This window comes from Parachryseolinea silvisoli (genome assembly GCF_021190955.1).
Lineage (GTDB): Bacteria > Bacteroidota > Bacteroidia > Cytophagales > Cyclobacteriaceae > Ohtaekwangia > Ohtaekwangia silvisoli.
In genome coordinates, this window is sequence record NZ_JAIOAO010000006.1 from 102,670 (window position 1) to 127,938 (window position 25,269).

Genomic DNA, 25,269 nt, shown 5'->3' on the forward strand with positions numbered 1-25,269 from the left:
GGTTATGTAGGGTTTAAAAATTATCACTTTCCCGATACGCCTTGATCAGTGCCAGCTCGCCTTCTTTACCGCTTTTGGCGTTGCCGTGCTCCATGCCCATGACGCCGCGGTAGCCACGATCGTAGAGGTATTTGAAGATGTTCTTATAGTTGATCTCGCCGGTAGTGGGCTCGTGGCGGCCCGGGTTGTCGCCGATCTGGACGTAGGCGATTTCATCCCAACACTTTTCGATGTTCGGAATGAGGTTGCCTTCGTTGCGCTGCATGTGGTATATATCGTACAGGATCTTGCACGATGGACTGTCGACTGCCTTGCAGATCTCATACGTCTGATCGGAGTAACGCAGGAAGAGCTCGGGGGTGTCGCTCAGGGGTTCCAGCACCATGATCAGACCTCCTTGTTCCAGTACTTCAGCACCGCGGCGCAGGGCGTCCACGACGTTGGCTGTTTGAATGCCGATGGGTAAGTGGCGTTCGTAAAAGCCGGGTACCACGGTAGCCCACTTGGCGTTGACGCGTTTGGCCAGCTCGACGGAGCGTTTGCAGGTATCGATAAAGTTGTCTTTAAATTCTTGTTTGCCGCTGGTAAGCGATACCTTCCAGTTGTTGCCGGTGTCGATCACAAATACGCCCATGGTCATGCCGAGCTTGGCCAGGGTAGCACCGATCTTGTCTTGTTGTTCTTTGCTGCGGCCGAGCATGCCGTTGTCTTCGATTCCGCGAAAGCCCTGGTCGTACATGAATTTAATCTGGTCGACGAAGTCCTTTCCGCCGTGGTTGGCAAACATGCCGTCATGGGGGGCGTAGTTGAGCTTAAATGGTTTTTCGGCAGCGGCCGTGGGGCGTGCGGTAGCGACAGTAGCCAGGGCGCCGCCGAGCGTTGCGGTAGAGGCGGCAGCGGCCAGGCTTTTTTGCAAAAAGTTTCTGCGTTTCATGGTTATCGGGGTTTAAGGGGCCGGGTCGTTTTGATACAAGGTAAAAATTCTCTCCTTATTCCCCTAAGCCTAGTATCTTCGCACCCACATGAAACTCTACGTTAACATTGCCCGTGCCGTAATCCAGTCACTGGAAATGATCTTCGAGCAAGGCAAGTTCGCCGACAAGGTGATCGAAAAAGTATTAAAACAAAATCCGAAATGGGGTGCCCGCGACCGGCGGTTTATCGCCGAGACTACATACGACATTGTGCGCTGGTACCGGCTCCTCCAAACCCTGACCGACACTCCGTCAAACGATTATTGGTCACTGCTGGGCGGCTGGTGTGTGCTGCATGACGTGCCCATGCCCGAATGGGATGAGCTCAAAGGTCTGAACCCCGACAAGATCCGGGCCCGCTTAGAGAAGTTTCAGCAGATCCGCCGTATTAACGAATCGATTCCCGACTGGCTAGACGACCTGGGGGAGCAGGAGCTCGGCGCCCGGTGGGATGACGAGCTGCATGCCCTCAACGAAGAGGCTGAGGTAGTGCTGCGCACCAACACGCTCAAGACGTCCCTGCGCGAGCTGCGGGCTATGTTGCTGGAAGAGCAGGTAGAAACCGCCACGCTGCCCGACGTGCCGGATGCGTTGGTGCTTGAGCGCCGACAGAATGTATTTCGGCTGCCCGCTTTTAAACAAGGTCTTTTCGAAGTGCAGGATGCTGCCTCCCAGCTGATCGCGCCGTTCATGCGGCTGGAGCCTGGCATGCGCGTGGTAGACGCCTGTGCGGGTGCGGGTGGCAAGACCCTACACATTGCCTCGCTGTTGCAGAACAAAGGACGTATTCTCGCGATGGACACCGAAGAGTGGAAGCTCGAAGAGCTTAAGAAACGTGCCCGGCGCGCCACCGCGAGTAACATCGAGACCCGTGTTATCGACTCTTCCAAGACGGTCAAGCGCCTGGAGAAGTCAGCGGACAGGCTACTGCTCGACGTGCCGTGCTCCGGCCTGGGTGTGTTAAAACGCAACCCCGACGCCAAGTGGAAGCTCTCGACGGAGTTTATTCAGAACGTGCGCGAGCTGCAACAGCACATTATCAACGATTATTGTGAAATGCTCAAACCCGGTGGGCTGATGGTATACTCCACGTGCAGCATCATGCCTTCTGAAAATGAAGTCCAGGTAAAAAAATTCCTGGAGACGCAAAACGGACGTTTTGACCTGCTGGACGAAGCGCACGCCTGGCCGTCCGAAGGGTTTGATGGATTCTATATGGCGCTGCTGCGTCGTCTCTCGTAGGTACACCGTGGTTGCAGCGGGGGATGGGTTTTTCTATATTGAGGCCCTAACCATTTACGACTGACGTGAGACATCCGCTTTGCCACCCGCTTTCCTGTATTGTACTGACCCTGGTCCTGACTTTTTCCTGTTTCTTTAGTATCGCTACTGCGCAAGATTTTCTGCCGTACGAGCAGACCGTGCCCGGCGCTGCGGTAAAGTTTAAAATGATCCCGATCAAGGGCGGCAGCTTCAGCCTGGGCAGCGTTGCGGCCGAAGCCGGACGTGAAGAGGACGAAGGCCCGCAAAAGAAAGTAGAAGTTTCTTCGTTCTGGATGGAAGAACACGAAGTGACATTTGCCGAGTGGGATACCTTCTTTAAGAATATGGATGTGCCGCAGACAAAGGCTATCGACGTTGATGCCGTGTCGCGCCCTACGGCGCAGTATATCGACCTGACGTGGGGCATGGGCCGTGAGCCGCAACACCCGGCCAACAGCATGAGTCAGCAAGCCTGTATTGTGTATTGCCGATGGCTCTATACCAAGACCGGCATCTTCTACAGGTTGCCGACCGAAGCAGAATGGGAGTATGCCTGTCGCGCGGGAAGTACGACGGCCTATTCCTTTGGCAACGACCCTAAGCTGTTGCCAGAGTATGGTTATTTTGTCGGCAACAGCGGCGGTAAATATCAGCGGGTAAAACAGCTGAAGCCCAACGCCTGGGGTTTGTACGATATGCACGGAAACCTGAGCGAGTGGACGTTGGACCAATACGATGCCGCTACCTATAACACGCTGGCCGACGGTGCAAAAGATCCCACGGTGGCGCCGGCTTCACGGTATCCCCGTGCTGCGCGCGGCGGTTCGTACCTGGACGATGCCAGTATGCTGCGAACGGCCAACCGCATTCCGTCTAATGCCGCGTGGAACAAACGCGACCCGCAGATACCGAAAAGCCGCTGGTGGTTAACCGAGGGCATGTATATGGGTTTCCGCATCGTGCGTCCATTGGCGCAGCCCACAGCAGCGGAAGCCGATGCGTTTTATGCATCGTACCTGAAATAACAGGCTAAGGTCAACCCGCATTCCGACCGGGTGTATAAAAGCCGGTGGCAAGGAATGCCGGAAGGTGTATATTCACTTTACTTCGCTTAGAAAACGAACGATACCAAACACTAGAACCATGAAAGAAGATAAACAATCACGCCGGGAGTTTGTGAAGCAATCCTCCCTGCTGGCCGGAGGCCTGGTGGCCGCTCCGTTTTTATCCCATGCCAGCGGCTATTTCAACTCGGTAGATGATACCATTAAGATCGCACTGGTTGGCTGCGGTGGCCGGGGTACCGGCGCAGCGATGCAGGCCATGCTCACCAAACAGAATGTAAAGCTTGTGGCCATGGCCGATGCTTTCCGCGATCGCCTCGACAGCGCCTACGCTGCGCTTACCGACGAGAATTCGGAAGAGGGCAACGTGAAGGCTAAAGTCGCCGTTCCCGAAGCAAACAAGTTTGTTGGCTTCGACGCATACCAGAAAGCTATTGCGCTGGCCGATGTTGTGATCCTGACGACGCCTCCCGGCTTCCGTCCGATTCACTTTGAAGAAGCTATTCGCCAGGGCAAGCACGTGTTTATGGAAAAGCCCGTGGCCACGGACCCTGCCGGTATACAGCGCGTGCTGCGCGCAGCGGAAGAAGCCAAGAAGAAAAAGCTCAACGTGGTAGTGGGTCTGCAACGTCACTACCAGAACTCGTATCGCGAGCTGCTCAAGCGCGTGAAGGATGGTATGATCGGCGAGATCACTTCGGGCCAGGTGTGGTGGAACAACGACGGCGTGTGGGTAAACATGCGCAAGCCCGGTCAAACCGAAATGGAATATCAAATGCGCAACTGGTACTATTTTAACTGGCTGTGCGGCGACCATATCAACGAACAGCATATACACAATATCGATGTGATGAACTGGTTCAAGGGCGATTACCCGGTGAAGGCTTTTGGCCTGGGTGGCCGCCAGGTACGGACGGGTAAAGAATATGGCGAGATCTATGATCACCACTATGTGGAGTATCATTATGCCGATGGCACGATACTGAATAGCCAATGCCGTCACATCAAAGGTACGTATGCGATTGTGGATGAGATGCTGGTGGGAACGAAAGGGGTTGTGAAGTGTGGTGCTGCGGAGATTACCAGCAAGGGCAAGGCTTTGTATAAGTATGACCGGAAGAATGAGAATAATCCGTATCAGACGGAGCACGATGAGCTGTTTGCTGCTATTGCGAAAGGTGAATATAAGTTTGCTGACGCAGAGAATGGCGCGAAGTCTACATTGACGGCGATCATGGGGCGGATGGCGACTTATTCAGGACAGGTGATTGAGTGGGATAAGACACTTAACTCCGGGCTGAGTATTATGCCGACCACGTTCGCCTGGGATGCGGATATGCCGGTGAAGCCGGATGCGAATGGGTTTTATCCGATCGCTACGCCGGGGGTTACGCGGTATTTCTCTTAACATAATATTCATGGCCAGGCTCGGGCATCTCCCGAGCCTGGCTTTTCCCCGCCCCTTCACTCCTTCCCCCTTCCCTCCGTCCTTTTTGTGCTTGTTTGTTAAAAAAAGTTTCGGAACTTTCGCGGTCGATTTTTTAATTCAACGCTTTGAAAGTCATTCGTTTCATTCTGCTTACGCTGTATAAGGTGTGGGTTTTTCTGGTGTTTACGGTGTTTATGCTGATCCTGCTGCCGGGCATTGTTGTGCCGTTTATGTTGGGACAGCGCTTTGGAAATATTGGTTATGCGTTTTTGTATGCATGGTCGTGGATCTTTAGTCAGCTTACGTTTATCCGGTATGAGTTTTATGGTACGGAAAATTTCAAACGGGGCGCGTCGTACATTTATGTCAGCAATCACACCTCGTTCCTCGATATTCCCGGCATTCGGATGATCATTCCCGGGCAGTTCCGGCCCTTGGCGAAAAAAGAATTGAAGAAGATTCCGGTGTTTGGGTGGATTGCACAAGCGGCTACCATCATCGTAGATCGTTCGAGCCCGGAGAGCCGCAAGCGTAGCATCGATAGGCTCAAGATGTTTTTAAAGCAGGGCATTTCGATCCTCATCTTCGCCGAGGGCACGCAGAACCGTTCAAAGGAATTGCTGCAGCCCTTTAAGGACGGGGCGTTCCGTATTGCCGTCGATACACAACAGCCTATTCTACCGATGGTTGTATTGGGCGCGGGCCCGCTGATGCCGCCGGGTACTATTGATTTGCGCCCGGGTACGATCCGCATTTATGTAGGCGAGCCCATTGAAACGACGGGGCTTACCACGGCTAATACCGTGGCGCTAAAAGACAAGGTGTTTGCGATCATGCACGAAATGATCGTGAAGAATACCCCTGTAAAAAAGTAAATCCGGACAGCCTTCAAGAGATGAAGACTTATCCGGATACTCTCGCGTGTGAGTCTGAGCCGTGCGGGTGTGTTTGAACTAACCCAAATTATTAATTCAAAATCTTTCGTACTATACCTTCAACGCTACCGTCACGTTCATCGAGCGGCCGTCTGACGACCAGACACCTGGGCCCGGATAGAAGCTGGGGCGTTTCGTGAAGTATTGTTTATCTGTCATGTTGTTCATGTTAACCCTTACCATCCACTGCTGCGTGACGCGGAACGACGCGTTGAAATCCAGCAGGCCGTACGAAGGTACCAGGCCCACGGCGCCGGTTTTCGAGGGTGTTACCGTGTTCAACGGATCGGCATAACTCTCCCCTGTATAGCTATACAACGCTGTCGCGCTCAGGCGGTGCCAGTAGAAGGTGATACCGTTGCGGGTGATCATATCGGGTACAGTTTCCACTTTGTTGCCACGTATGTCGATGTTCTCCGATTGGGCACTTCCCCCGGCATTTTTACCCGAGCGTACAATAGCATCGGTATATCGCGCGTGGAAGAAAGCAGTCGAGGTAAACAACGACAGGTTGCTGTAGTCGCCTAACCGCAGGTTGTATGCCAGGAAGATCTCGGCTCCTGTGGTCATGGAGTTGCCGATATTAGTGCGATATATATAGGTCGTGCCGTTGTCAGGGTTCGTCTGTTCAAGCGTACCGAGGCGGTTGTCATAACCCAGACTAAATACCCCTATATCCCAACGCAGACCATGGGTGATGCCGCGATACCCGAGCTCCATGTTGTAGCCCGTGGCGTCTTTCAGGTCTTTGTCGATGGTCTCGTATGCCGAGGCCGGAATGATGTCTTTAAAGATTACCGGGCGGTAGGCCTGCGAAAAACCTGCGTAGACGTTGTTTCCCTTGCGGGTGATGTAGTCGATATTCAAGCCGCCGAGGGCAAAGGTGTGATCAATGTTATCGGGAAAGCTGCCGGCATCATAGTACGATATAGTACCCGACATTTTTGATTCACCCATTTCTACGCGTACGCCGGGGGTGATTGACAGTCCCGGCAGCAAGCGGAACGCGTTCTCTACAAACACGGCTACGTTGTTGGTTTTAAAGTGCAGGTCGCGGCCCCAGTTGGGATCGATCAGTGACAGGTCGAAGTCAGCGCCCGTGGTGCCTTTGCCGAGCTGACGGCGGTGCAGGTCGTTGTTAAAGAGCTGTACACCCGCTACCACTACATGCTCGGTTTTTCCCAGGGTATAAGTATGCAACAGGCGCAGCTCCGAGGTATAGCTGTTAAAATTATCGATGTCTACCTGGCGTGAGGCGTAGGTGAGTGTATTTGGGTCGATCACGTCTTTAGTCGTGGCCAGCTTGTCGAGCTGCACGCTGTTGCGCTCACCCAGCACTGCCGATAGTACCCATGACAGACGCGTACGGTCGGAAAGCTTCCAATCCAGGGAGAGCGACGGCACATAAATCGCTGGATTGAAGTAGTTCCGCGCACGTGTCGACTGGCGGGGATCGGCGTGGAACATGCTGTCGGTCAGCGGGCCGGGGATATGGTAGATGTACTTTGAGCGCGCTACTTCGGCCTTGATTGTCATGCGATCGGTGGGGCGATACGCCAGCATAAACGACTGCGCATCGAAGTCCGAGTCACTGTTGTCGCGGTAGCCATCGGATTTTCGTTTGTTATAGTATACATAGTACTGGAATTTGCCGACCGTTCCGCTCAGCGCGTGGTAGGTGCTAAAGAGCCCGAACGAGCCGACGGTGTTGATGGTCTCGTAGGCCGCTACGCGTGTGGTGTCGGGGTGTTTGGATACATAGTTCAGCATACCACCAAACTGGGCGCCGTATTGCAGCGAGCCTGTGCCGCGTATCATTTCAATACGTTCTACCGCTTCCATCGGCATGCTGTAGTGGCTGGCGGGATAGCCGTACATGTCGGAGTTTGTGATGATGCCATTCTTGCGAATGTTATACTCCCAACCGCGGTGCGGATCGAGGCCGCGGGTGGAGATGTTGGTTTGGTTGCCGGTGCCGTCCATGTCGTATACAAATACGCCGGGCACTTTGGCGAAGATCTGGCGCGGGGTTTTCTCCGCTATGTTTACGTTCATCTGCTGTATGTTCAGCACTTCGTTCTTGCGGCCGCCCAGCAGGTAGGTACCCTGGGTAGCCGGCAGACGCTCTACTTCATACCGGTTGGACTGGATCACAACTTCCTTCAGCTGCTTTATCTTCAGCGAGTCAGTTTGTGCAAAGCCTGCTGAGATGCTGGCCATAAAAACAATCGCGGTAAAAAGTCTTGTCATGTGTCCTGGGTGGTTCGGATAACCGGGAAAGGCTTTGGTCCAGCCCTTCCCGGTGATTTGCACTTATGGGTTAATCGGCCCCGTCTGTCGTTGCAAAGTTTATGGTAAAGCCGCCGATGGTCTGGCCGTGCTTAAGGCCCATCTCCACGTCGGAGCGGTAGTGTATCGCACCATACATTCGCGAGTACGATGCTTCTGTCGCCTGGAGCAGGAAGTACTGCGCCTGCTGCGGAAAGAGGTAGCCTAATACCGTGGCCGCCGATCCGGAGAAAGTCGAGTGGCCAGAAGTGAAGGCAGGGAAGTTAGGCACGCCGGTGCCTGTCTTGATGGACGGGTCCATCTGGCTCGGGCGTGGGTTGAAGTAATAGAATTTCGTATCCCAGCAAGCGACGGCAGCGTCGTGCAGCGTCATGTTGATCAGGGCAAAGGCCCGCGCCGCGCGTACTTCGCTATAGTGGGCATCGCGGATATATTCTGCGCCAATGTCGTTCCAGTGGCCAGGGGGTGTGTAAGTGCCTGCACCGTCGGCCCATTTGTGTACAATGGCCAGGCGCTCGCGGGTCAGGTTTTTGGAATACCATTTTACCTCCTCGGTTTCTTCTTTCATTTCAGCTGAGGCCGTAAACGGCGGGGGTACCGGGCGACACTGCACGAGGTCGGCGTCGGTCATGCTCCACAGCTTGGTACCTTTGTTGGCGTCTTTACGCAAGCCAAAGAACGGCAGCATCGGCGGGCGGGCCGGTGTTTCCAGGCTTTTCCAGGCGAGCTCGCCACGTTTGGTACAGCTGTCGACCAGTGCCTGCCATAGTGCTTTGTTACCCCCGGCGGCGCCCATGCCATCGCCACGCGCGCGGGCGATAAACAGGTTCGCTACGGACTTGCCCAGTGCAAGGCCCGCGGCAATGTCGCTGGCAGTAGCTTTACCCGACCACAGCGCGGCGTTGCGTTGTTCAGCCGCTTTCTTCGTGATCTCTTCTACCGCAACAGGAAACAGTAGTTTTAGCATCTCCACGGAAACGCCCGACATTACCGCATCGGGTGAAGGGTATGCAGGCAAATCTGTTTCCGGCATCAGGGCCTTGATCTCACTGTCATTCTTATAGGGAGCCGGGCGGTTGTATTGATACATATAGTGCCAGGCTGCTTTCAACGCTTCATATTGCGCTACGCTTACATAGCTATAGGCCCGCGCGGCATACGGCGGGTTGGCAAACGGGAACATCGGATCGGAGAAGGGGTTCTCGGCATCGGGTGCCGGATACGCGCCGACGGCATTCGGTTCCGGCGGCAGGTTGAAGCGCGCCACCATGCCACGCATAATCTGGTTCCAGCGCAACACGCCGCCACCGCTCCAATATTCGATTACGCCCCGTTGCTCTTTCGTTAAGTTCTTTTGCAGGTCTTTGATCGCGGCCAGCTCTGTTTTATACGCGTCAGAGCTTACATCGGCCGGCGGGTTAAATACTTTGGGTGTTGAGTTCTCGACAATGCCTGTGATCTTTTCGATGGTCATGACCGATGCATCGACGGGGGCCCAGTTCGCGGCATCTTCGTCGAGGGCCGCAGGCGCCTGCGGTGCGAGGATCTCGGTATCCTCAATGTCTTTGTTACAGCTTGCCAGCAGCAGCAAGCCGGCAGCGAAAGCTGTTTGTGTAATGCGGTATAGATTGCGGGTTATCATGATCGGGTCGGTTACAGGTTCTTTTTATTGAAGTTGATGGTATACAGTGCGCCGGCTGTAAAGGTGGTGGATTCCCCTACGTTACGGCCCGTCAGGGTGCGGTTCACAGCACCACGCACGGCAAGACCTTGCGGCTTCGGCAAGTAGTACATCACCAGCACGCCAGCTTTAATGTAGTTCATGCGGTTGGACACAAACGGCATGTCCTGCTTGCGAATGTCGGCGCCGCCGAGTGTATTCTGCTGTATATAGTTCAGCTCTGCCTGCAGGGCACCTTTATGGTAGCCGGCTGAAACAAAAACATCGAACACATTGGGCATTTTTACCTCGTCTGTGTTGTACTGTTCATTACCATCAAAGTAGGCCGGGCGATCCAGCGTGGTGTTGCTACGCCAGGTATACCCGCCGGAGCCGTTTACGAACCAGCCTTGCTGCACTTTGAAGTGCGCCGTGAGGCGATATTGCAGGTTGGTGGTCTGGGTGCCGATCGACAGCGGAAAGAAGTCGGGTGTGTAGTCTGACAGCGGTGTCGAGAAGTTGATGACGGCAAAGGTGTTGAAGGCATTCTTATCGGACTTGTGACGGAAGAAATTATACTTCACGCCCACCGACAAATCTTGAATACCTTCCATGCCGTGCAACGTGCCGGCACTGGCTTTAGTCTTTACATAGGGCAACATGGCGATGACGTTCACTTTGTCTGTAATGCCATAGGTGCCCATCCACGCCACGCTTTGTGTTGTCACGTGGCCGATGTTGCCGTTGTCGCGTTTCTTCTCACCCTGCCAGTAGTCGGTCCACTGGTCATGGGTATACAGGAGCCCCGTACAGAGCTTTTTGGAGCTCATCATGAGCCCGTCTGTTAGATTCTGTGCAAAAGAGAGGGCTGGTAAAAGCCCGATCAGGATCAGGTAGATTTTCTTCATATAGGTTATTTGGGTGTTACTTGGGTGTATCCATCAAAGGCGGGCATGCCACGCACGGGGGAATGGCCGCATGGTTTAAGAAGTCGGCCATCTCAGGCCGGAAGTACAGCAACCCTATGTCGGGTCGTTGCGCGTTTACAGCAATAGGTGCCATCGCGAAGGATGATTGATTGAATGATGAAAGAAGAATTTGAGACGTCGCGGCCAGCGGAGATTAACCTGCCGCAGCCGTGTTAATAAGGATACACCTCGGCATTAAGCCCGTTCAGGCGGGTGTATAATAGAAGTCTGGAAGGAAGGAATAAAAATCGTCAGGGCGCCGTGCTGAGAGACAGGCTGGGCCCAACCGATAGACGACCGGTCCATGTCATGGAAGCCGATCAGGTATTCTTTAATAAGGGTCGGTGCGATTGTTTTGGATTGATCTTGCGCACCCGACGCGTCATCGCTAAAGGTTTTGACGTAGTCGGTCATGGCGCGGTGAATGCGTTTGCTTTGCTGGTCGTTGACACACACTACGTAAAGTGTGTCCTGACTGAGCCGCTGTTTGATCATGTGGAAGAACTCCCCTTCGTGCTCAAACTCGCCGTCTACACGCACGTAGTCCTGCCGGTCGCCCGCATAGGGAATGGAGAGTGGTACTTTGAATGTGATGGTTTGGGATTCGTCGTATTGCTCAGCATCGAAGCGCTGCACCAGTTGCTGCCGGTTTTGATATTGCAGCCCCATGAAAATACCGTAAAAGCCCAGCACATTAAAGAGCAGGAGCAATAAGAGGGCTATCGCAACAATTCTTCTCACGGTTCGGTACAGGTGGATACATAGTTAAGAAATTTACACGTATTAAACAACGTACCGAAATCGTTTCCTGAACGGGCAGGCGGTCAAGTCGCCCGAAATATTCTCTACAGCGGCACAAATACGACCTTTTTGGTCTCGAAAAATTCCTCTTTAAAGTAGTCGGACAGGTCGTAAATCTGGTGCAGCTTTTTGAGCTCCGCCAGCTCTTCGTCCAGATCGCCACCTTTTAAATATAAAATGCCGTTATCCAACGTGTGTGTGGATTGTTTGCGCGTTTTGCGGTGTACCCACTGGTAGAATTCCTTGATGCGCGTCACGGCCCGGCTTACGATGAAGTCGTATTCCGCCTTTATTTGTTCCGCGCGGATTTGCTCGCCATGGACATTGGTTAATCCCAGGCTGCCGGCTACGCCGTTTACGACGGTGATCTTCTTGCCGATCGAGTCTACCAGGTGGAAGCTCGTCTCGGGGAACAGGATGGCCAGCGGTATGCCGGGGAAGCCGCCCCCTGTACCGACATCCAGCACGCGGGCGCCGGGCTTAAAGGCCATCACTTTGGCAATGCCCAGCGAATGCAGCACGTGGTTGATGTAGAGGTTTTCAATGTCCTTGCGGGAAATGACATTGATCTTTTCATTCCAGTCTTTGTAGAGATCAAAGAGGGCAGCGAACTGCTGCTTTTGCTTTTCCGTAAGGTCGGGAAAGTAGTGGTATATGATGCTGACGTCTTGCACGATGTAAAGTACAGTGGGCCGGTAGCCCGGCCGGGTCTTCAGGAATTAAATATGATCGCGTTTATTCTTCACCATGTCGAACATCAGTTCGCGGGCGCGGTGGAGCTGCGCCTTGACGGTGCCCAGGGGCGCGTCGAGCTCTTCGGCAATCTCTTCGTATGACAGCTCGTGGAAGTAGCGCAGGCGTACCAGCTTTTGGTACTTGGGCGGCAGCTTGTCTACGAACACCTGGATGAGCTCTGCCTTCTGTATGCGGATGGCCTCTTCCTGCGGGTCGAGGTTCTCGTCTTCTACGTCGATGGACACGGACTGGCCGTCGTCGTCCGTGAAAGAGTTTTCAATGCTCAGGGTGTTGAGCTTCTTCTTGCGAATGAAATCGATGGTATTGTTGGTGGCAATGCGGAACAGCCACGTGCTGAAGGTAAAATCTTTTTTGAAGCGGTGCAGGCTGCGAAAGGCTTTGGCAAACGACTCGATGGTCAGGTCTTCGGCGTCGTCTACGTTCCGGACCATCTTCAGGATCATGTGATACACGGGCCGCTTATAGCGTTGCATCAGGCGCGCAAAGGCCTTATCATCCCCGTCCACCGCGTTATCTATCAGCCGGAAATCTTCGAGTGCTTTTGAGGAAAACCTGTTTTCTTCTAATTCTTCCATCGTACTTCTTTAGAAACTAACGCAGTGAGGCCGGTGACAAGATAATAAAACGCATAAATAAAATCTAAGAGAGGCACCATCCAGGCCTCAAACTTCTGGCCAAGTTTCTTGGAAGTTATGTGCAAAATCAGGGAAATAAAGCCGGTTCGGAGCACCAGTACACCGATGACGGAGTACAGTGCGATCCACAGCGGCTCGGCTTGCAAGGGCAGCGCGATGAGCAAGCCAAGACCCAGGAACCATGTCAGCAACCATGTTACGGAGAAGGCGCCTAACAAAAACCGATGTTTGGCCCGGTAGAATTTGCCCACCGACAGGTGGCGGGTCTTCTGCGTGTAATAGGCGCCCCACCGTGTGTGGGGAATGGAATACATCATCGACTCTTCGCCTACCACCACGCGGGTGTTCTTGCCCCGGGCGTGCTGGTTTACGAAAAGGTCGTCGTCCCCTCCGGTCACGTTTAGAAAGTTGTTAAAGCCTTTATTCTCCAGGAACATCGATCTGCGGTATGCCAGGTTGCGGCCCACACCCATAAACGGATTGCCGAGCAACGCTAATCCGATATACTGCATGGCGGTCAGCAAGGTTTCAAAACGGATGAAAATATTCAGAAAGCCTGGGATGCGGATGTACGGCGAGAAGCCCAGGACGAAGCTGACGGACGGCTCATCAAACCGGGCAGCCATGCTGCTGATCCAGTTCCGGCTGTTGGGGCGGCAGTCAGCATCGGTCAGCAATAGCCACTCGTATTTGGCGGCTTTGATGCCCAGGGTGACCCCATATTTTTTTCCATTGACGTGTGGCGGCGTGCGGTTTACGTGCACCATGCGCAGGCGGTGGTCTTTACGTGTTTCTTCCAGTAGCCAGTCAAAGGTGGCGTCGTTGGAGCGATCGTCGACCACGACGATCTCAAACTCGGGATAGTCCTGCGCCATCAGGGCTGGTACGAGCTCTTTGAGGTTAGCCTCTTCGTCGTGTGCACAGATTACGACGGACACAGGTAGCTGGCGGCCGGTAGCCGGCGCGGACTGCTTTTTCGAAAAGGCTGCCAGAAAAACGATCCAATAGATGATCTGTACGGCAGCGAGCGCGAAAAAAATGGCGAGTAGAATTTGCAAGGTGTCTTTTCGATTAGCGCTACAAAGATAAACGGCCGTCTGTAGGATAAAAGCCATGCCAAAGAGGTTTTTTACCGTCTACCGGAATACTGCAATTGTTATCAAAAACTAACGTGTCGCGCACGGATTGCTAAAATGTAACTATACTCGTGCTATAGATTGCCTCGGAGACACTAATCATCAGTTTACCGACATCATCATAACTGCTTTCCCTACATGATACCCTCGATTGCGTCTTTCCCGGGCGCGCAAAAGCGAATACTTTTTACCCTGGCGGCTGTGTGGCTGACCGGTCATTGCTTTGCCCAAACTGCGGCTTTTACGTCGGATAAGACCTCGGGCTGTTTCCCGGTAACGATCAATTTTAAGGATCTGTCCACCGGATCACCCACGACGTGGGATTGGAATCTGGGCAACGGCAACACCTCCAAGTTGCAAAACCCCAGCGCGGTGTATGCCGGCCCCGGAACGTACACGGTCACGCTACGGGTATCGGGTGGGTCAGAGTCTGTCCGCACGGCGTATATACACGTGTACGATTTTCCGACGCCCAGCTTTACCAGCGTGGCACCACCGACAGGCTGTACTCCCCTGAAAGTGGAGTTCCGCGACACCAGCACACCCGGCTCGGGCGCGAATACCAATTGGCTGTGGACGTTTGGCGATGGCAGTTCCAGCACCGAACGCAACCCTACCTATACCTACACGGCACCCGGCACGCGCCCCGTGTCGGTACGCGTGACGAACCAATACGGTTGTTCGAAGACCAGTCTGCAGACCTTCGTCGCCGAGGCGCGCGGGCCGAATGTCGCGTTCGAGGTCGATGAAGACGTTTTTTGCCAGGCGCCGGCTACGGTAAAATTTACCAACAAAACGAACGGCGCCGCGCCCTTCACCTATTCGTGGGATTTTAACGATGGCACAAGCAGCGCCGCGATCAGCCCGTCACACCCGTTTACAAAGGAGGGTGCCTACAAGGTTACGTTGCGTGCCACAGACGCTAACGGCTGCCAGGGTACTTCCACCACCGCCGTCATCAACGTTGGCAGTGAAGGAGGCCTGAGCGTTACGCCCTCGGCTACAAAAGTATGTGTCGGCCAGGCGCTGACCTTTGATGCGAACGTTACGTCACCGGCCATTTCATGGGTTTGGCGCTTTGGGAACGGCGCCGTCTCCCACGAGCAAGACCCCGGCACAATAGTCTATAAAACGGAGGGTACCTATACCGTGCGCCTCGAAGCGCTGCTGGTTGGTAAGTCGTGCGCCTCCGTCGTGACGCAAACCATTGAAGTGGTGCCTGACCCTGTTCCGAATTTTACTACTTCCGCCGACTGTAACTATAAAGTGACCTTTACAAACAGGTCGACCAAGGCTACGCGTGTGGAGTGGTTCCTGGATGGTACGTTGTACTCGACGGCTTCGTCATTTGCATACCCTTATGCTGGGCCGGGAAATTATACGGTGAAGCTGGTGGCTTACAACAGTCTTAACTGCAGCAAGGAGCTGGAAATGCCGGTGTCGGTACCCGCCAAGCCCCAGGCGTACTTTGAGCCCAATAAGACGCAATCGTGTACCGAGCCGTCGCTGGCGGGGTGTGCTCCCTTTACCGTGAACTTTATCAATAAATCAACGTCTTCGTCGTCGTTTACTTCGCAGTGGTCTTTTGGTGACAATACGACTTCTTCGAGCAAAAATCCGACGCACACCTATGGTAAAGGCTCGTATGCCGTAAAGCTTACGATCCGTACGCCCGAAGGTTGCACGAGCACGATGAGCGCTGCGGTGACGGTGTCGGATGTGACGCCGGAGGCGGCCTTTACATTTGACAGAAGTAAGGTCTGTCCGCACGAGGATGTAAACTTTACCAGTACCTCCAAGAATGCCGTCTTTATATGCTGGGATTTTGGCGATGGCAATACGGGGAACGGCCCGAACGTGAGCCATTACTACGAGAAGCCAGGTACCTATACGATTACGATGATCGCGAAGAATGCCGGTTGTTCCGACACGGAGACCAAAGCGAACGTGATCACAGTGGGCGATCCGTTGGTGGATTTTAAAATTACAAAGGACTGCCAGGACCCTTATAAGGTTACGATAGAGGATCTCACCAGTAAATGTGATACCAAGACGTGGGATTTTGGCGACGGCACCATCAAAACGGGCAACGTGGCCAGTTATCGGTATGCTGCTACAGGCGAGTACACCATCAAGCTTACTGGTACCAACAACACATCGCACTGTACGGTGGACAAGCCCGTACCGGTTGCCATCCACGAAGTTAAAGCGAGCTTTACGATTGATAATCTGAGGCCTTGTAAAAATGCGCCGGTAAAATTTGAAAGTACATCCCAAGGTGCTGCGAGTCTGAATTGGGATTTTGGTAATGGCGCTCCTGCACAGTCGGGCATTCAGGCCTCCGCCAGTTATGATCATCACGACGAGTTCAAAGTGACACTGACGGCCAAAGACCCCGACGGCTGCCCCGCTGTCGCGGAGTTGTTGGTAAGTGTTCTCAATCTGGAAGGTAATTTTAATTTTATCGCCAGCGGCGTGTCGTGCGACGCACTCGCCGTGCAGTTCAACGATGCCTCTACTGCTAATCCCCCCGTTGATACCTGGACATGGGACTTTGGCGATGGCAACACGGCCATAGGACCTAACCCCGCGCATACCTATACGCAGTTGGGTAACTATCCGGTAAAGCTAACACTGACCAATGCCGACGGTCAATGTTCTTTTATCCGCTATGATGCCGTAGTCTTTACGAATCCTATTCCGGACTTTACGACTTCTACCGGCAAGTTTGGTTTTTGCAAGTTCGACCAGATTCAGCTCGTCAATCTCTCGCAATACACCACATCACAGCGATGGGATTTGTCTCCCAGTACTCCTTCGACCACCATGCACCCGGTTATTTCCTATCCCAACAAGGGCTCTTACGTCGTGAAGCTGGATGTCGAGGACGGCTATGGCTGTAAGAAGTCGGTGAGCAAATCAATCGAGATCACCAAACCAGAAGCTGACTTTACAGCAGCTAACGTCTTTACGGAATGCCCCGACCCGCCACTGTTAAGTGAGTTTACGGATACTTCGGAAGGTGATATTAAAAAGTGGGAATGGGACTTTGGCAACGGACAAATCCAACCTCATGAAAACCGTGCGCCGGGCGAGACCTATCTCTATAGCTATACACGCCCCGGCATATTCGATATCACCCTTTTTACAACAGATGCGAACGGTTGCCGCGATACCGTTACCCACGACGCGCTGGTGCGTGTAGGTGGGCCTGATGCCACATTTGAGGACGATAAGTTCGGGCTGACCTGTGTCATGGACTCCATCGGCTTTGTTGCCACGCCACTGAACGACGCCGTGAAAATCTACCGCTGGGACTTTGGCGACGGCAATGTGGTAGACCTGGGGGTACCAACCGTCGGCCACGCGTATACCGGCACAGGCGACCGTATTGTGTCCCTGGTGTTGTTCGACGATAAAAATTGTAAGGTTATTTCAGCCAGTACCGTAAAGGTGACCGTCAGCGATTCTTCGCTTATCAAATTTGACTATGGCCCGCGGTGTATTTTTGAAGGCGAGAGCTTTACGCTGCGGGCGGAGTCGGACGACCAGGACCTGACCTGGTCGTGGGACGTGGGCGATAATCCTGTTGGTACAGATGCCGAGGCCACCATCACCACCGAAAAGCACGGCAACTATCCGGTAAAATTACGCGCGTTGAATGCTGCCGGCTGTACCTCTACCGTTACGCAGGAGGTGCCCGTGCGGGCCAAGCTGACCATGATCCCGAATATTTTTACACCCAACGGCGACGGCACCAATGAAACGTTCGAATTGCAGGGGCTGGAGAATAGCGCCTGGGACCTGCTTGTATATAATCGCTGGGGCGGTACGGTTTATAAAAAGAAAAACTACCAGAATAACTGGACGGGCGGCGGTCTGTCCAGCGGAGTTTATTTCTATACGGTGACCAACGCATTCTGTCCTGACAGAAATTACAAAGGCACTGTTACCATATCCAAGTAGTATTACCTACCCTACACAGGGTAGGTAGTTTCCCGGATGGTCCCTTCCAAAAGGTGTTTATTGGTATCTGCGTCACTTATCGTGCGAGCACCTTGCTATCGATAATGAGTCTAAATTAGTTTTGCGGCTCATTAGTATACGATCATCTATGCACCATCTTTCCGCCAACCTTTTTAGAATCATCTTTTTTGTCTTGCTGCTGGCCGCCACGACGGCATTTGCCCAGTCGGGCAGGGTGTCTGGCACCATTAAAAATGCCGCAGGCGAGTCACTTCCCGGAGCGTCGGTCATGGCCGAGGGCACCACGGGCGGGACCGTGTCAGACGCCGATGGCCACTATGAGCTGAGCCTGGCGCCAGGCCAATACCGGCTTACTACGTCCATGGTGGGTTATACGCCGCAACTAAAAAATATTACTGTAACCGACGGCTCGTCGCAGACCTTTGACTTCGAGCTGACAGAAAACGACAACGTCTTACAGCAAATCGAGATCATCGGCCGTAAGGAGCAGTCGTATAAAAACTCCCAGACCTTTATTGGTTCGAAGACCGAGCTGGCCGCGAAAGATCTGCCGCAGTCGGCCGCCTTTGTTACAAAGGAGCTGATTGCCGACCAGGGCCTGATGCGTGTAGGCGAAACAGTGAAGAACATGAGCGGTGTGAGCCAGTTTACGACCTACGACGATATCACGATCCGTGGCTACCGCATCAATGGCCAGAGCAACACACAGCTTCTCAACGGCATGCGCACCTCTACGGGGTTTTGGAAACAGCCACTGGCCAACTACCTGGAACGTGTTGAGGTGCTGAAAGGCCCTTCTTCGGCGCTGTTCGGCAACGCTACGCCTGGCGGCGTGGTAAACCGGGTGACGAAGAAGCCGTTGGATTATCAACGCAATTCCCTGGACTTCTCGTTCGGCAGCTTCAATACGTTCCGCGCGCTGGGCGACTTTACGGGCCCGGTAAACGACGGCGGCAAGCTGCTATACCGCATCAACCTGGGCTATGAAGACGCCAACTCGTTCCGCGACCTGCAATTCGACAAAAACATTGTCATTGCGCCATCGCTTTCATTTTTGGCCTCGGAGAAGACCCGGCTGAACCTCGATATTATTTACAACCAGTCGGACAGCCGGCTGGACCGCGGACAGTCCACCATGCAAAACGACCTGTACTCGACGCCCACGTCCCTGGCGCTAAGCTCGGCCAACGACTTCCTGAAGGAAAACACCTATAACATTTCGGTATCGCTCAACCACCAGTTTACGGAGCGGCTTTCGTTCAACGTAGGGTATCTGAAGACGGGCTATAACGAAGACCTGCTCGAGCACCGGAGCGCCAATGCCTACGCGCGCGATGAGCAAGGCCAGACGATGACCGACCGCATCGCGATGCAGGTGTTCCAGCGGAAGCGCAGACGCTACAGCGACAATCTGTCGGCCTATTTTAACTATACCGCGAACACGGGCGCCATCGAGCACAAAATCCTGGTAGGTTATGACTATGCGCAAGACGAACTGCCGCCTGGTGCCTCGCAGATTACTGCGGGCGGATACTTTAACAGGGTCGATGCCGAGGGCAACGCCATCCTCGTACCGAACGTGCCGCACTTCGACCTGCGCAACCCGTTGGCCTCGCAAGGGCTGAAAGACATGACGAAATATACGTATGTAACAGCTGCGCAGGCCCCGACATTCTACAACCTGCATGGCACTTATGCGCAAGACCTTATCAAGTATGGCAAGTTCCAGGCACTGCTGGGTGTTCGTTACGAGCGTTATATAGACAAAGTAGGCTATCGCACAAGTGACGAAAAGAACGTACGCCAAAAGGCCTTCCTGCCCCGCGTGGGCGTGGTATACTCCATACTGCCACAGATCAATCTGTATGGCACATATGTGGAAGGCTATAATCCACAAACGGCATCTTCCATCTCGAACCCCAATGCCGGGGGACCGTTCGACCCGCTGACGAGCCGGATGTATGAAGTTGGCGCCAAAAGCGAGTGGTTCGAGAAACAGTTATCGATCACCGTTGCCGTATACCAGATCGAGCAACAGGGCACCTTGCTGAACGCCAACGACCCTGGCAACCCGGAGTTGCTGCGTCAGATCGGCGAAGACCGCTCGCGGGGCATCGAGTTGGATGTACTCGGGCACATCCTGCCGCACTGGAGCATTCTTACCACGTATTCGTACAACGATGCCGCTATTACAGAAAGCTTCACCGAAGCAGAAGTAGGCCGGCAAATGCCCAATGCGCCACATCACCAGGGCAGCTTCTGGACACGCTACTCGATTCCGCGTGGTGACTTCACGGGCCTGGGCTTCGGCCTCGGCACCAACTATGTGGGCCGTCGTGTTCTGAGCATCAACGCCCAACAGTCTATCCCGGACTACCTGCTGGTGGATGCCGCCCTGTATTACACCGTGAACAAAGTCAAGATCCAATGTAACTTCAACAACATCTTCGACAAAACATACTGGGTAGGCGGCTATGACTATATACGCCTCTTTCCCGGAAAGCCGCATAACTTCCTGGTGACCTTAGGTTATACTTTCTGATATACGGATCATGATTAAACAAGCTCTTCTTTTTTTACATCGCTGGCTCGGTATCATCTCCGGCATTGTCGTGGTTGTGGTCAGTATTACCGGCGCCATCTTTGTATTTGAAGAAGAGCTTTTTCAGGTTTTCCACCCTGCTCTTACACACGTCGAGCCGGGCAAGACCCTGGTCGACATCAATACATTAAAGGCCTCTGCGCAGGCGGCTCTCGGCGAAGACAAGGTTATCAATTTTGTTTCTATTTACGGCGATCCTGCGCGCGCCTATAGTTTCTCCGCTAATAAGCGCAATCCCGAAAGCACATCTTGGTGGGAGAAAGACGAGATCCTTTATTACAACCAGGTTTTTGTAAACCCTTATACCGGCCAGGTGCTCGGTACAATCGATAAGAGTACAGAGTTCTTTTATTTCGTACGCCGCATTCACCAGAACCTGCTGCTGCGTCGCGATATTGGTAATATGATCGTGGGCTGGTCTGTCGCTATCTTTGTTTTTATTCTCATTACGGGTATTGTGCTGTGGTGGCCGCAACGCGTGGCCAAGATCAAACAAAGTATCGCTATCAAGTGGAATGCTAAATGGAAGCGCGTAAACTACGACCTTCACAACGTGCTCGGGTTCTATGCCTTTATCTTCGCACTAATCATTGCCCTGACCGGCCTTACCTGGTCGTTTGCGTGGTGGGAAGAAAGCGTGTTTAACGCAATGGGTTCGACAAAAAAAGATGTTGCTTATCTGAACGTACGTGACACGACTTATACAGCCACAGCAGAAGGTGTTACCCGCGCATGGCAAGACGTACGGCAACGCTACAACGCCGACAAGCTTCTGCGTGTAACCTTTAACTTCCCCACCAAAAAGAACGCCCGTGTCGGCGGCCTTGTGCACTACCATGGTGACTCGTGGTGGAAGAACGCAGACTATGTTTATTACAACGGCGCCACCGGCGCGCTCTCACTGTTGGTAGCCCACGACGCCAAAGGGCTTGGCATGAAGTGGCGCAATTCTAACTACGACATCCACACCGGCAAGATTTACGGCTGGCCCACGCAAGTACTGGCTGTCGTTGTATCGTTAATTTGTGCGTCACTGCCGATCACGGGCTTTATTATGTACCTGCATCGGCGCAAGAAAGAGAGGAAGCGCATGAACAAGGCGAAAAAGAAGGACGCCGCTTCCGCGACTGTTACGGCAACCATACCTTATAAGCCGCGCCTGCCTGTAAGACGAAAAGAGGTTAACGCGGATTAAACTATGAATAACCACTGTAATTGAAGTGGGAGACAGTCTAATAATCAGACTGGCAACGCCCGTCCTCTCACTATTTCATTGCTCTTGTCTTATACCTTCTTACCCGTCTATGATCGAGCCATAATGCACCGATCTGCCAAAGAAGGTACCTAGCATCGTTAAATGTTCCTTAGTAAAATAAGGACCAATGCAATGAACATGAGTAACAATACGGCAGCTAATCTGCCATATTTACTTATCAAAGGCCCAAACGACTGTTTTTTACCTTTGATCAGCCACAATATATATGTTCCAGCAAAACCCAGAATAATCATGAAACCTGCCTTCACTATTATCCTATAGAACATCTCCATTGGTACAATCGGTTAAATTCTCAATCAGTGTACACCCAAGGCCGCATTCACACCCGACATAACGACCCTCCTCGGTCGCTGACGACATAACGTCACCCAACCATCATTCTCAATCGTTGTGCTTTGCAATTTATATGTCGTACCATCTGCAAATGTAACCTCCGAATTGAGCCCGTAATCGTCAGGATTCGGGCTATGGGCCGATAACCAAACCTTCCAAAAACAAAAAAAGGGCATCTCCCCTTTTGAGACGCCCTCTTCTGCCATAACACAGACCGGATCTCAGAATCTGTATCCGATCGTCACACGGTAATTACGCATAGGCTCGGTCTGCCAGTAGTACATTCCATAGTAGGGAGCGCCCGACTGCAGTTTGGTATCGAAGATATTATTCACGTTGACCGCCACCGACATTCTTGTAAACTGGTACGATACAGCACCATCGAACCGGGTAATGTCAGGCATGGCCGGATCGTTCGCTCTTGTCCACTCTCCATACCAGTTTGAGCGTTTCGACGCATGCTGCACACCGGCAGCAATACCCAAGCCACGTACGGGCCCTGCGGGAAAGCGATAGTTCAGCCATACGTTGACGATGTGCTTGTCAGTACCGGGCACCTGCCGGTCGACCAGATCGTCGCTGATGTCCTCCGTGATGACGGCATCTGTATAGGCATAGTTGGCTGTAACGTCCAGACCCTCCAAGAGTTGCCCGCGAATATCAAATTCGACGCCCCGAGTACGGCTTTCACCGACCTGGACGTAACCAAACTGAACGTTATTATTTCTAGGATCTGGTACCATGACTTTGTCCTTGAGTATTTCATATACGGACACCGTCGCTGTCCAGCGGCCGCCTAGCCATTCACGCTTTACACCGACTTCTTTGTTATTGGCTTCAACAGGCTCATACACGTTTCGGTCGATACCCTGACCGGTTTGCGGTATAAAAGACTCGTCGTATACAGCATATACGCTGGTCAAGCTGTTAATGGAATAGCTCAAACCGATACGCGGAGTAACTTTATCGTCGGCGTCCTGGTCCATATTTTTAGCACTCGTATACCGGGCAGCCAATGTTACGCGCAGTTTTTCTTCGAGAAACCGAAGCTCGTCCTGAATATACAATGCAGAGTACTGGCTCGTCGACTGTAAACCACGCTTGCGGATGTCCAGACTCCGATCGTATACCGGGTACGCTGAAGCCGGCACAAATCCATATTGGGGATCATATACATTAAGCTTGCCAAAGACACCACTCGTCGAATAGTCGTTATACACATCTTTCGAGCCCATGTCGATACCAGCAAGAATGCGATGTTTAACAGCACCCGTCTGAACGTCGCCATTCAAAAAGAACTGTCCTACCTTTACCATGCCCAGCACGTCCCAGATGCCGACGCCGCGTATCAACGTGTCGCCCGCGAAGCCCGTCGGCCACAAGCTTTCACCTTCCTGGCTAAACCGCAGGTATGCGAGCTGGCTGGTAAATTTCCAGTTCTCGTCAAGGCTGTGCGAAAATGTGAGCATAAGTGAATGGTCGCGGATTGTCGTCGGTGACATGTTGGGCTCCATCGTCGTGAAATCATCGGCAACCCGCTCGTCATACACCTTGGTTGGCGACCAGGCGTAGCTTGACCCTAACGGAGACATCTGCGCATACTGCAGGTTATACTCTGCTGTAAGGGATGTTGTCGGATTAATTTGGAATTTCACAACCGGTGCTACTGAGACGCGGTTGTTGTATTCAAACTTGCGTTGTGTACCTTTCTCCTGCCCCATTAGGTTCAAGCGATATAGCACTTTGCCATCCTTGCTCAGTTTGCCATCGAAGTCGAGCGTGCCGCGGTATGTGCCGTAGCTGCCGATGGTCATGCCCATTTCGCCTTTTGTGATCCCGGTAGGCTTCTTTGTCACGACGTTATAAAAACCGCTGGGCTCGCCGGCCGCCAGCATAAAACCAGCAGGCCCCTTTACGAACTCAATCCGTTCCACCATGCTCATGTCTTCGGTCATGGGCCCCCACGATGTGGTGACGTCCATGCCATTTCGGAAAGATGCCACGCGCGATCCTCTCATCACGATGCGGGCATAATTCTCCCAGTGGTCAGAACGGCTGGCGCCGCTGACGTTACGGGTTACGCCTTCCTGCATGTCGAAGATGGCCTGCTCGCGCAGTACCTGGCCGGTTACTACCTGGATGTTCTGTGGTGTTTCGATAAGTGGGGTTTTGAGACGTAGCGAGACAGACGGATAATCTGTTACGTGCTGACTGGGATTTGCCGTTACGACAATTTCCTGGAGCTCTTTGTCGTCTTCGGCCATGGCAATAGCCAGGGGCGTTGACTGGCCACCGGCGACCTCGACTGACTGCGTAATGGTCTGCAGGCCCACGCTGCTGGCAACAACGGTGTAGGTACCGTCTTTTACGCCGGTTATTTCGAAATTACCCTCGGCATCGGTCAGTACACCCTTGCTCGTACCTTTCAGGTAAATGCTTACAAACGACACAGGCTGCCCGTCGTTCGATTTCACGGTACCGGTTACTTTCCCGGTCTGCGCATAGAGCGATCCTGCCGTGAGCAGCAGGAATAAAAACATGTAGCGTATTCGATTCATGGTGTAGAATTGATCTATAGTTCTGAGTTTGAGTTTCTAATCACGCCCCCATAGATTTTCATCACCTGGGTACGGTTGGAGAGGGCGCGCAAATATGCGGAGAAGTGTTTTGTCAGACACAAACCTATTTGGAATTATTCTAAATATACCCTGTGTAGGGTAGACAGCACCCAATAAAGGGTAGCCTTAGAAATAGTAAAATCACTACGGTGATTTCACAGATTGATCGACTCACAACCAGAGCAGTGGTTCAGGACCTGATCTTTAGGTTAACGAGAGGCTATGTATTACCTGTGTCAAAGCCCAGGCATCGTTATCCATCAATTATACCCGACATACAGCATTCCCGAGCGCAGGGATGTTGTTGTCATGCTTTACATACGCTTTTAGTATGAGATCGGTAGGGAGTTGATACGGGTAAAACCGTTTTGCTCCATAGGACATTATGGGAATAAATGGGACATTATAGGACATTATGTACCATTATGATCCATTTGGGACACCCGGTCTTGTCCATCCATAATCTTTTGCCGTATCTAGCATTGACATGGCAAAACAAACGGGTATTCTCAAGTTCACGGGTAAGCTAGGCAACATGGTATA

At 52.9% G+C, this 25,269-nt stretch carries 16 protein-coding genes; 7 read left to right on the plus strand and 9 right to left on the minus strand.

What is annotated here, in order from left to right; genetic code table 11:
- Nucleotides 1-13: 13 nt before the first annotated feature.
- Nucleotides 14-934: a hydroxypyruvate isomerase family protein gene (locus K7P01_RS27965; protein WP_267297898.1), complete on the minus strand. Its 921-nt coding sequence runs from the start codon at nt 932-934 to the stop codon at nt 14-16.
- Between the two features lie 88 nt (nt 935-1,022).
- On the opposite strand from K7P01_RS27965, the gene K7P01_RS27970 reads away from it, so the two are divergent.
- The 4 genes from K7P01_RS27970 to K7P01_RS27985 all read left to right on the plus strand — a co-directional run bounded on the left by K7P01_RS27970 (nt 1,023) and on the right by K7P01_RS27985 (nt 5,605).
- On the plus strand, nt 1,023-2,216 hold the full coding sequence (locus tag K7P01_RS27970) for an RsmB/NOP family class I SAM-dependent RNA methyltransferase (RefSeq protein ID WP_267297899.1): 1,194 nt from the start codon (nt 1,023-1,025) through the stop codon (nt 2,214-2,216).
- A gap of 65 nt (nt 2,217-2,281) precedes the next feature.
- Entirely contained in the window at nt 2,282-3,262 is a 981-nt protein-coding gene (locus K7P01_RS27975) for a formylglycine-generating enzyme family protein (RefSeq protein ID WP_267297900.1), read from the plus strand.
- 118 nt (nt 3,263-3,380) lie between these two features.
- Entirely contained in the window at nt 3,381-4,709 is a 1,329-nt protein-coding gene (locus K7P01_RS27980; protein WP_267297901.1) for a Gfo/Idh/MocA family protein, read from the plus strand.
- 146 nt (nt 4,710-4,855) lie between these two features.
- On the plus strand, nt 4,856-5,605 hold the full coding sequence (locus tag K7P01_RS27985) for a lysophospholipid acyltransferase family protein (RefSeq protein ID WP_267297902.1): 750 nt from the start codon (nt 4,856-4,858) through the stop codon (nt 5,603-5,605).
- A 111-nt stretch (nt 5,606-5,716) separates the two neighbouring features.
- Here K7P01_RS27985 and K7P01_RS27990 read toward each other — a convergent pair whose 3' ends face one another.
- From K7P01_RS27990 to K7P01_RS28020, 7 genes are all read right to left on the minus strand, one after another.
- Nucleotides 5,717-7,915, minus strand: a complete 2,199-nt coding sequence (locus K7P01_RS27990) for a TonB-dependent receptor family protein (RefSeq protein WP_267297903.1) — start codon at nt 7,913-7,915, stop codon at nt 5,717-5,719.
- Between the two features lie 70 nt (nt 7,916-7,985).
- Nucleotides 7,986-9,596, minus strand: coding sequence for a phosphatase PAP2 family protein (locus tag K7P01_RS27995; protein WP_267297904.1), 1,611 nt, complete (start codon nt 9,594-9,596; stop codon nt 7,986-7,988).
- Between the two features lie 11 nt (nt 9,597-9,607).
- Nucleotides 9,608-10,522 carry a transporter gene (locus K7P01_RS28000; RefSeq protein ID WP_267297905.1) on the minus strand — a complete coding sequence of 305 codons (915 nt, stop codon included), beginning with the start codon at nt 10,520-10,522 and terminating at the stop codon, nt 9,608-9,610.
- 255 nt (nt 10,523-10,777) lie between these two features.
- Entirely contained in the window at nt 10,778-11,323 is a 546-nt protein-coding gene (locus tag K7P01_RS28005) for a hypothetical protein (protein WP_267297906.1), read from the minus strand.
- Nucleotides 11,324-11,427: 104 nt separating this feature from the next.
- Nucleotides 11,428-12,057: a 16S rRNA (guanine(527)-N(7))-methyltransferase RsmG gene (gene rsmG, locus K7P01_RS28010; RefSeq protein ID WP_267297907.1), complete on the minus strand. Its 630-nt coding sequence runs from the start codon at nt 12,055-12,057 to the stop codon at nt 11,428-11,430.
- Between the two features lie 45 nt (nt 12,058-12,102).
- Nucleotides 12,103-12,714 carry an RNA polymerase sigma factor gene (locus K7P01_RS28015; RefSeq protein WP_254088015.1) on the minus strand — a complete coding sequence of 204 codons (612 nt, stop codon included), beginning with the start codon at nt 12,712-12,714 and terminating at the stop codon, nt 12,103-12,105.
- Nucleotides 12,702-13,889 carry a glycosyltransferase gene (locus K7P01_RS28020; RefSeq protein WP_267297908.1) on the minus strand — a complete coding sequence of 396 codons (1,188 nt, stop codon included), beginning with the start codon at nt 13,887-13,889 and terminating at the stop codon, nt 12,702-12,704. Before K7P01_RS28020 ends, K7P01_RS28015 begins: the two co-directional genes overlap by 13 nt.
- 159 nt (nt 13,890-14,048) lie before the next feature.
- On the opposite strand from K7P01_RS28020, the gene K7P01_RS28025 reads away from it, so the two are divergent.
- The 3 genes from K7P01_RS28025 (at nt 14,049) to K7P01_RS28035 (ending at nt 21,694) form a co-directional block, all read left to right on the plus strand.
- Nucleotides 14,049-17,876, plus strand: a complete 3,828-nt coding sequence (locus K7P01_RS28025; protein ID WP_267297909.1) for a PKD domain-containing protein — start codon at nt 14,049-14,051, stop codon at nt 17,874-17,876.
- A gap of 148 nt (nt 17,877-18,024) precedes the next feature.
- Entirely contained in the window at nt 18,025-20,439 is a 2,415-nt protein-coding gene (locus tag K7P01_RS28030; protein ID WP_267297910.1) for a TonB-dependent receptor, read from the plus strand.
- Nucleotides 20,440-20,449: 10 nt separating this feature from the next.
- Nucleotides 20,450-21,694, plus strand: a complete 1,245-nt coding sequence (locus K7P01_RS28035) for a PepSY-associated TM helix domain-containing protein (protein ID WP_267297911.1) — start codon at nt 20,450-20,452, stop codon at nt 21,692-21,694.
- A 635-nt stretch (nt 21,695-22,329) separates the two neighbouring features.
- On the opposite strand, the gene K7P01_RS28040 is transcribed toward K7P01_RS28035, so the two are convergent.
- Complete coding sequence (locus K7P01_RS28040; protein WP_267297912.1) at nt 22,330-24,666, minus strand: TonB-dependent receptor; 2,337 nt, start codon at nt 24,664-24,666, stop codon at nt 22,330-22,332.
- Nucleotides 24,667-25,269 lie beyond the last annotated feature (603 nt).

Coding starts and splice junctions, on each gene's coding strand:
- K7P01_RS27980 (WP_267297901.1), top strand. CDS start 3,381: ATGAAAGAAGATAAACAATCACGCCGGGAGTTTGTGAAGCAATCCTCC.
- K7P01_RS28020 (WP_267297908.1), bottom strand. CDS start 13,889: ATGGCTTTTATCCTACAGACGGCCGTTTATCTTTGTAGCGCTAATCGA.
- K7P01_RS27995 (WP_267297904.1), bottom strand. CDS start 9,596: ATGATAACCCGCAATCTATACCGCATTACACAAACAGCTTTCGCTGCC.
- K7P01_RS28030 (WP_267297910.1), top strand. CDS start 18,025: ATGCACCATCTTTCCGCCAACCTTTTTAGAATCATCTTTTTTGTCTTG.
- K7P01_RS27965 (WP_267297898.1), bottom strand. CDS start 934: ATGAAACGCAGAAACTTTTTGCAAAAAAGCCTGGCCGCTGCCGCCTCT.
- K7P01_RS28000 (WP_267297905.1), bottom strand. CDS start 10,522: ATGAAGAAAATCTACCTGATCCTGATCGGGCTTTTACCAGCCCTCTCT.
- K7P01_RS27990 (WP_267297903.1), bottom strand. CDS start 7,915: ATGACAAGACTTTTTACCGCGATTGTTTTTATGGCCAGCATCTCAGCA.
- K7P01_RS28040 (WP_267297912.1), bottom strand. CDS start 24,666: ATGAATCGAATACGCTACATGTTTTTATTCCTGCTGCTCACGGCAGGA.
- K7P01_RS28035 (WP_267297911.1), top strand. CDS start 20,450: ATGATTAAACAAGCTCTTCTTTTTTTACATCGCTGGCTCGGTATCATC.
- K7P01_RS27970 (WP_267297899.1), top strand. CDS start 1,023: ATGAAACTCTACGTTAACATTGCCCGTGCCGTAATCCAGTCACTGGAA.
- K7P01_RS28015 (WP_254088015.1), bottom strand. CDS start 12,714: ATGGAAGAATTAGAAGAAAACAGGTTTTCCTCAAAAGCACTCGAAGAT.
- K7P01_RS28025 (WP_267297909.1), top strand. CDS start 14,049: ATGATACCCTCGATTGCGTCTTTCCCGGGCGCGCAAAAGCGAATACTT.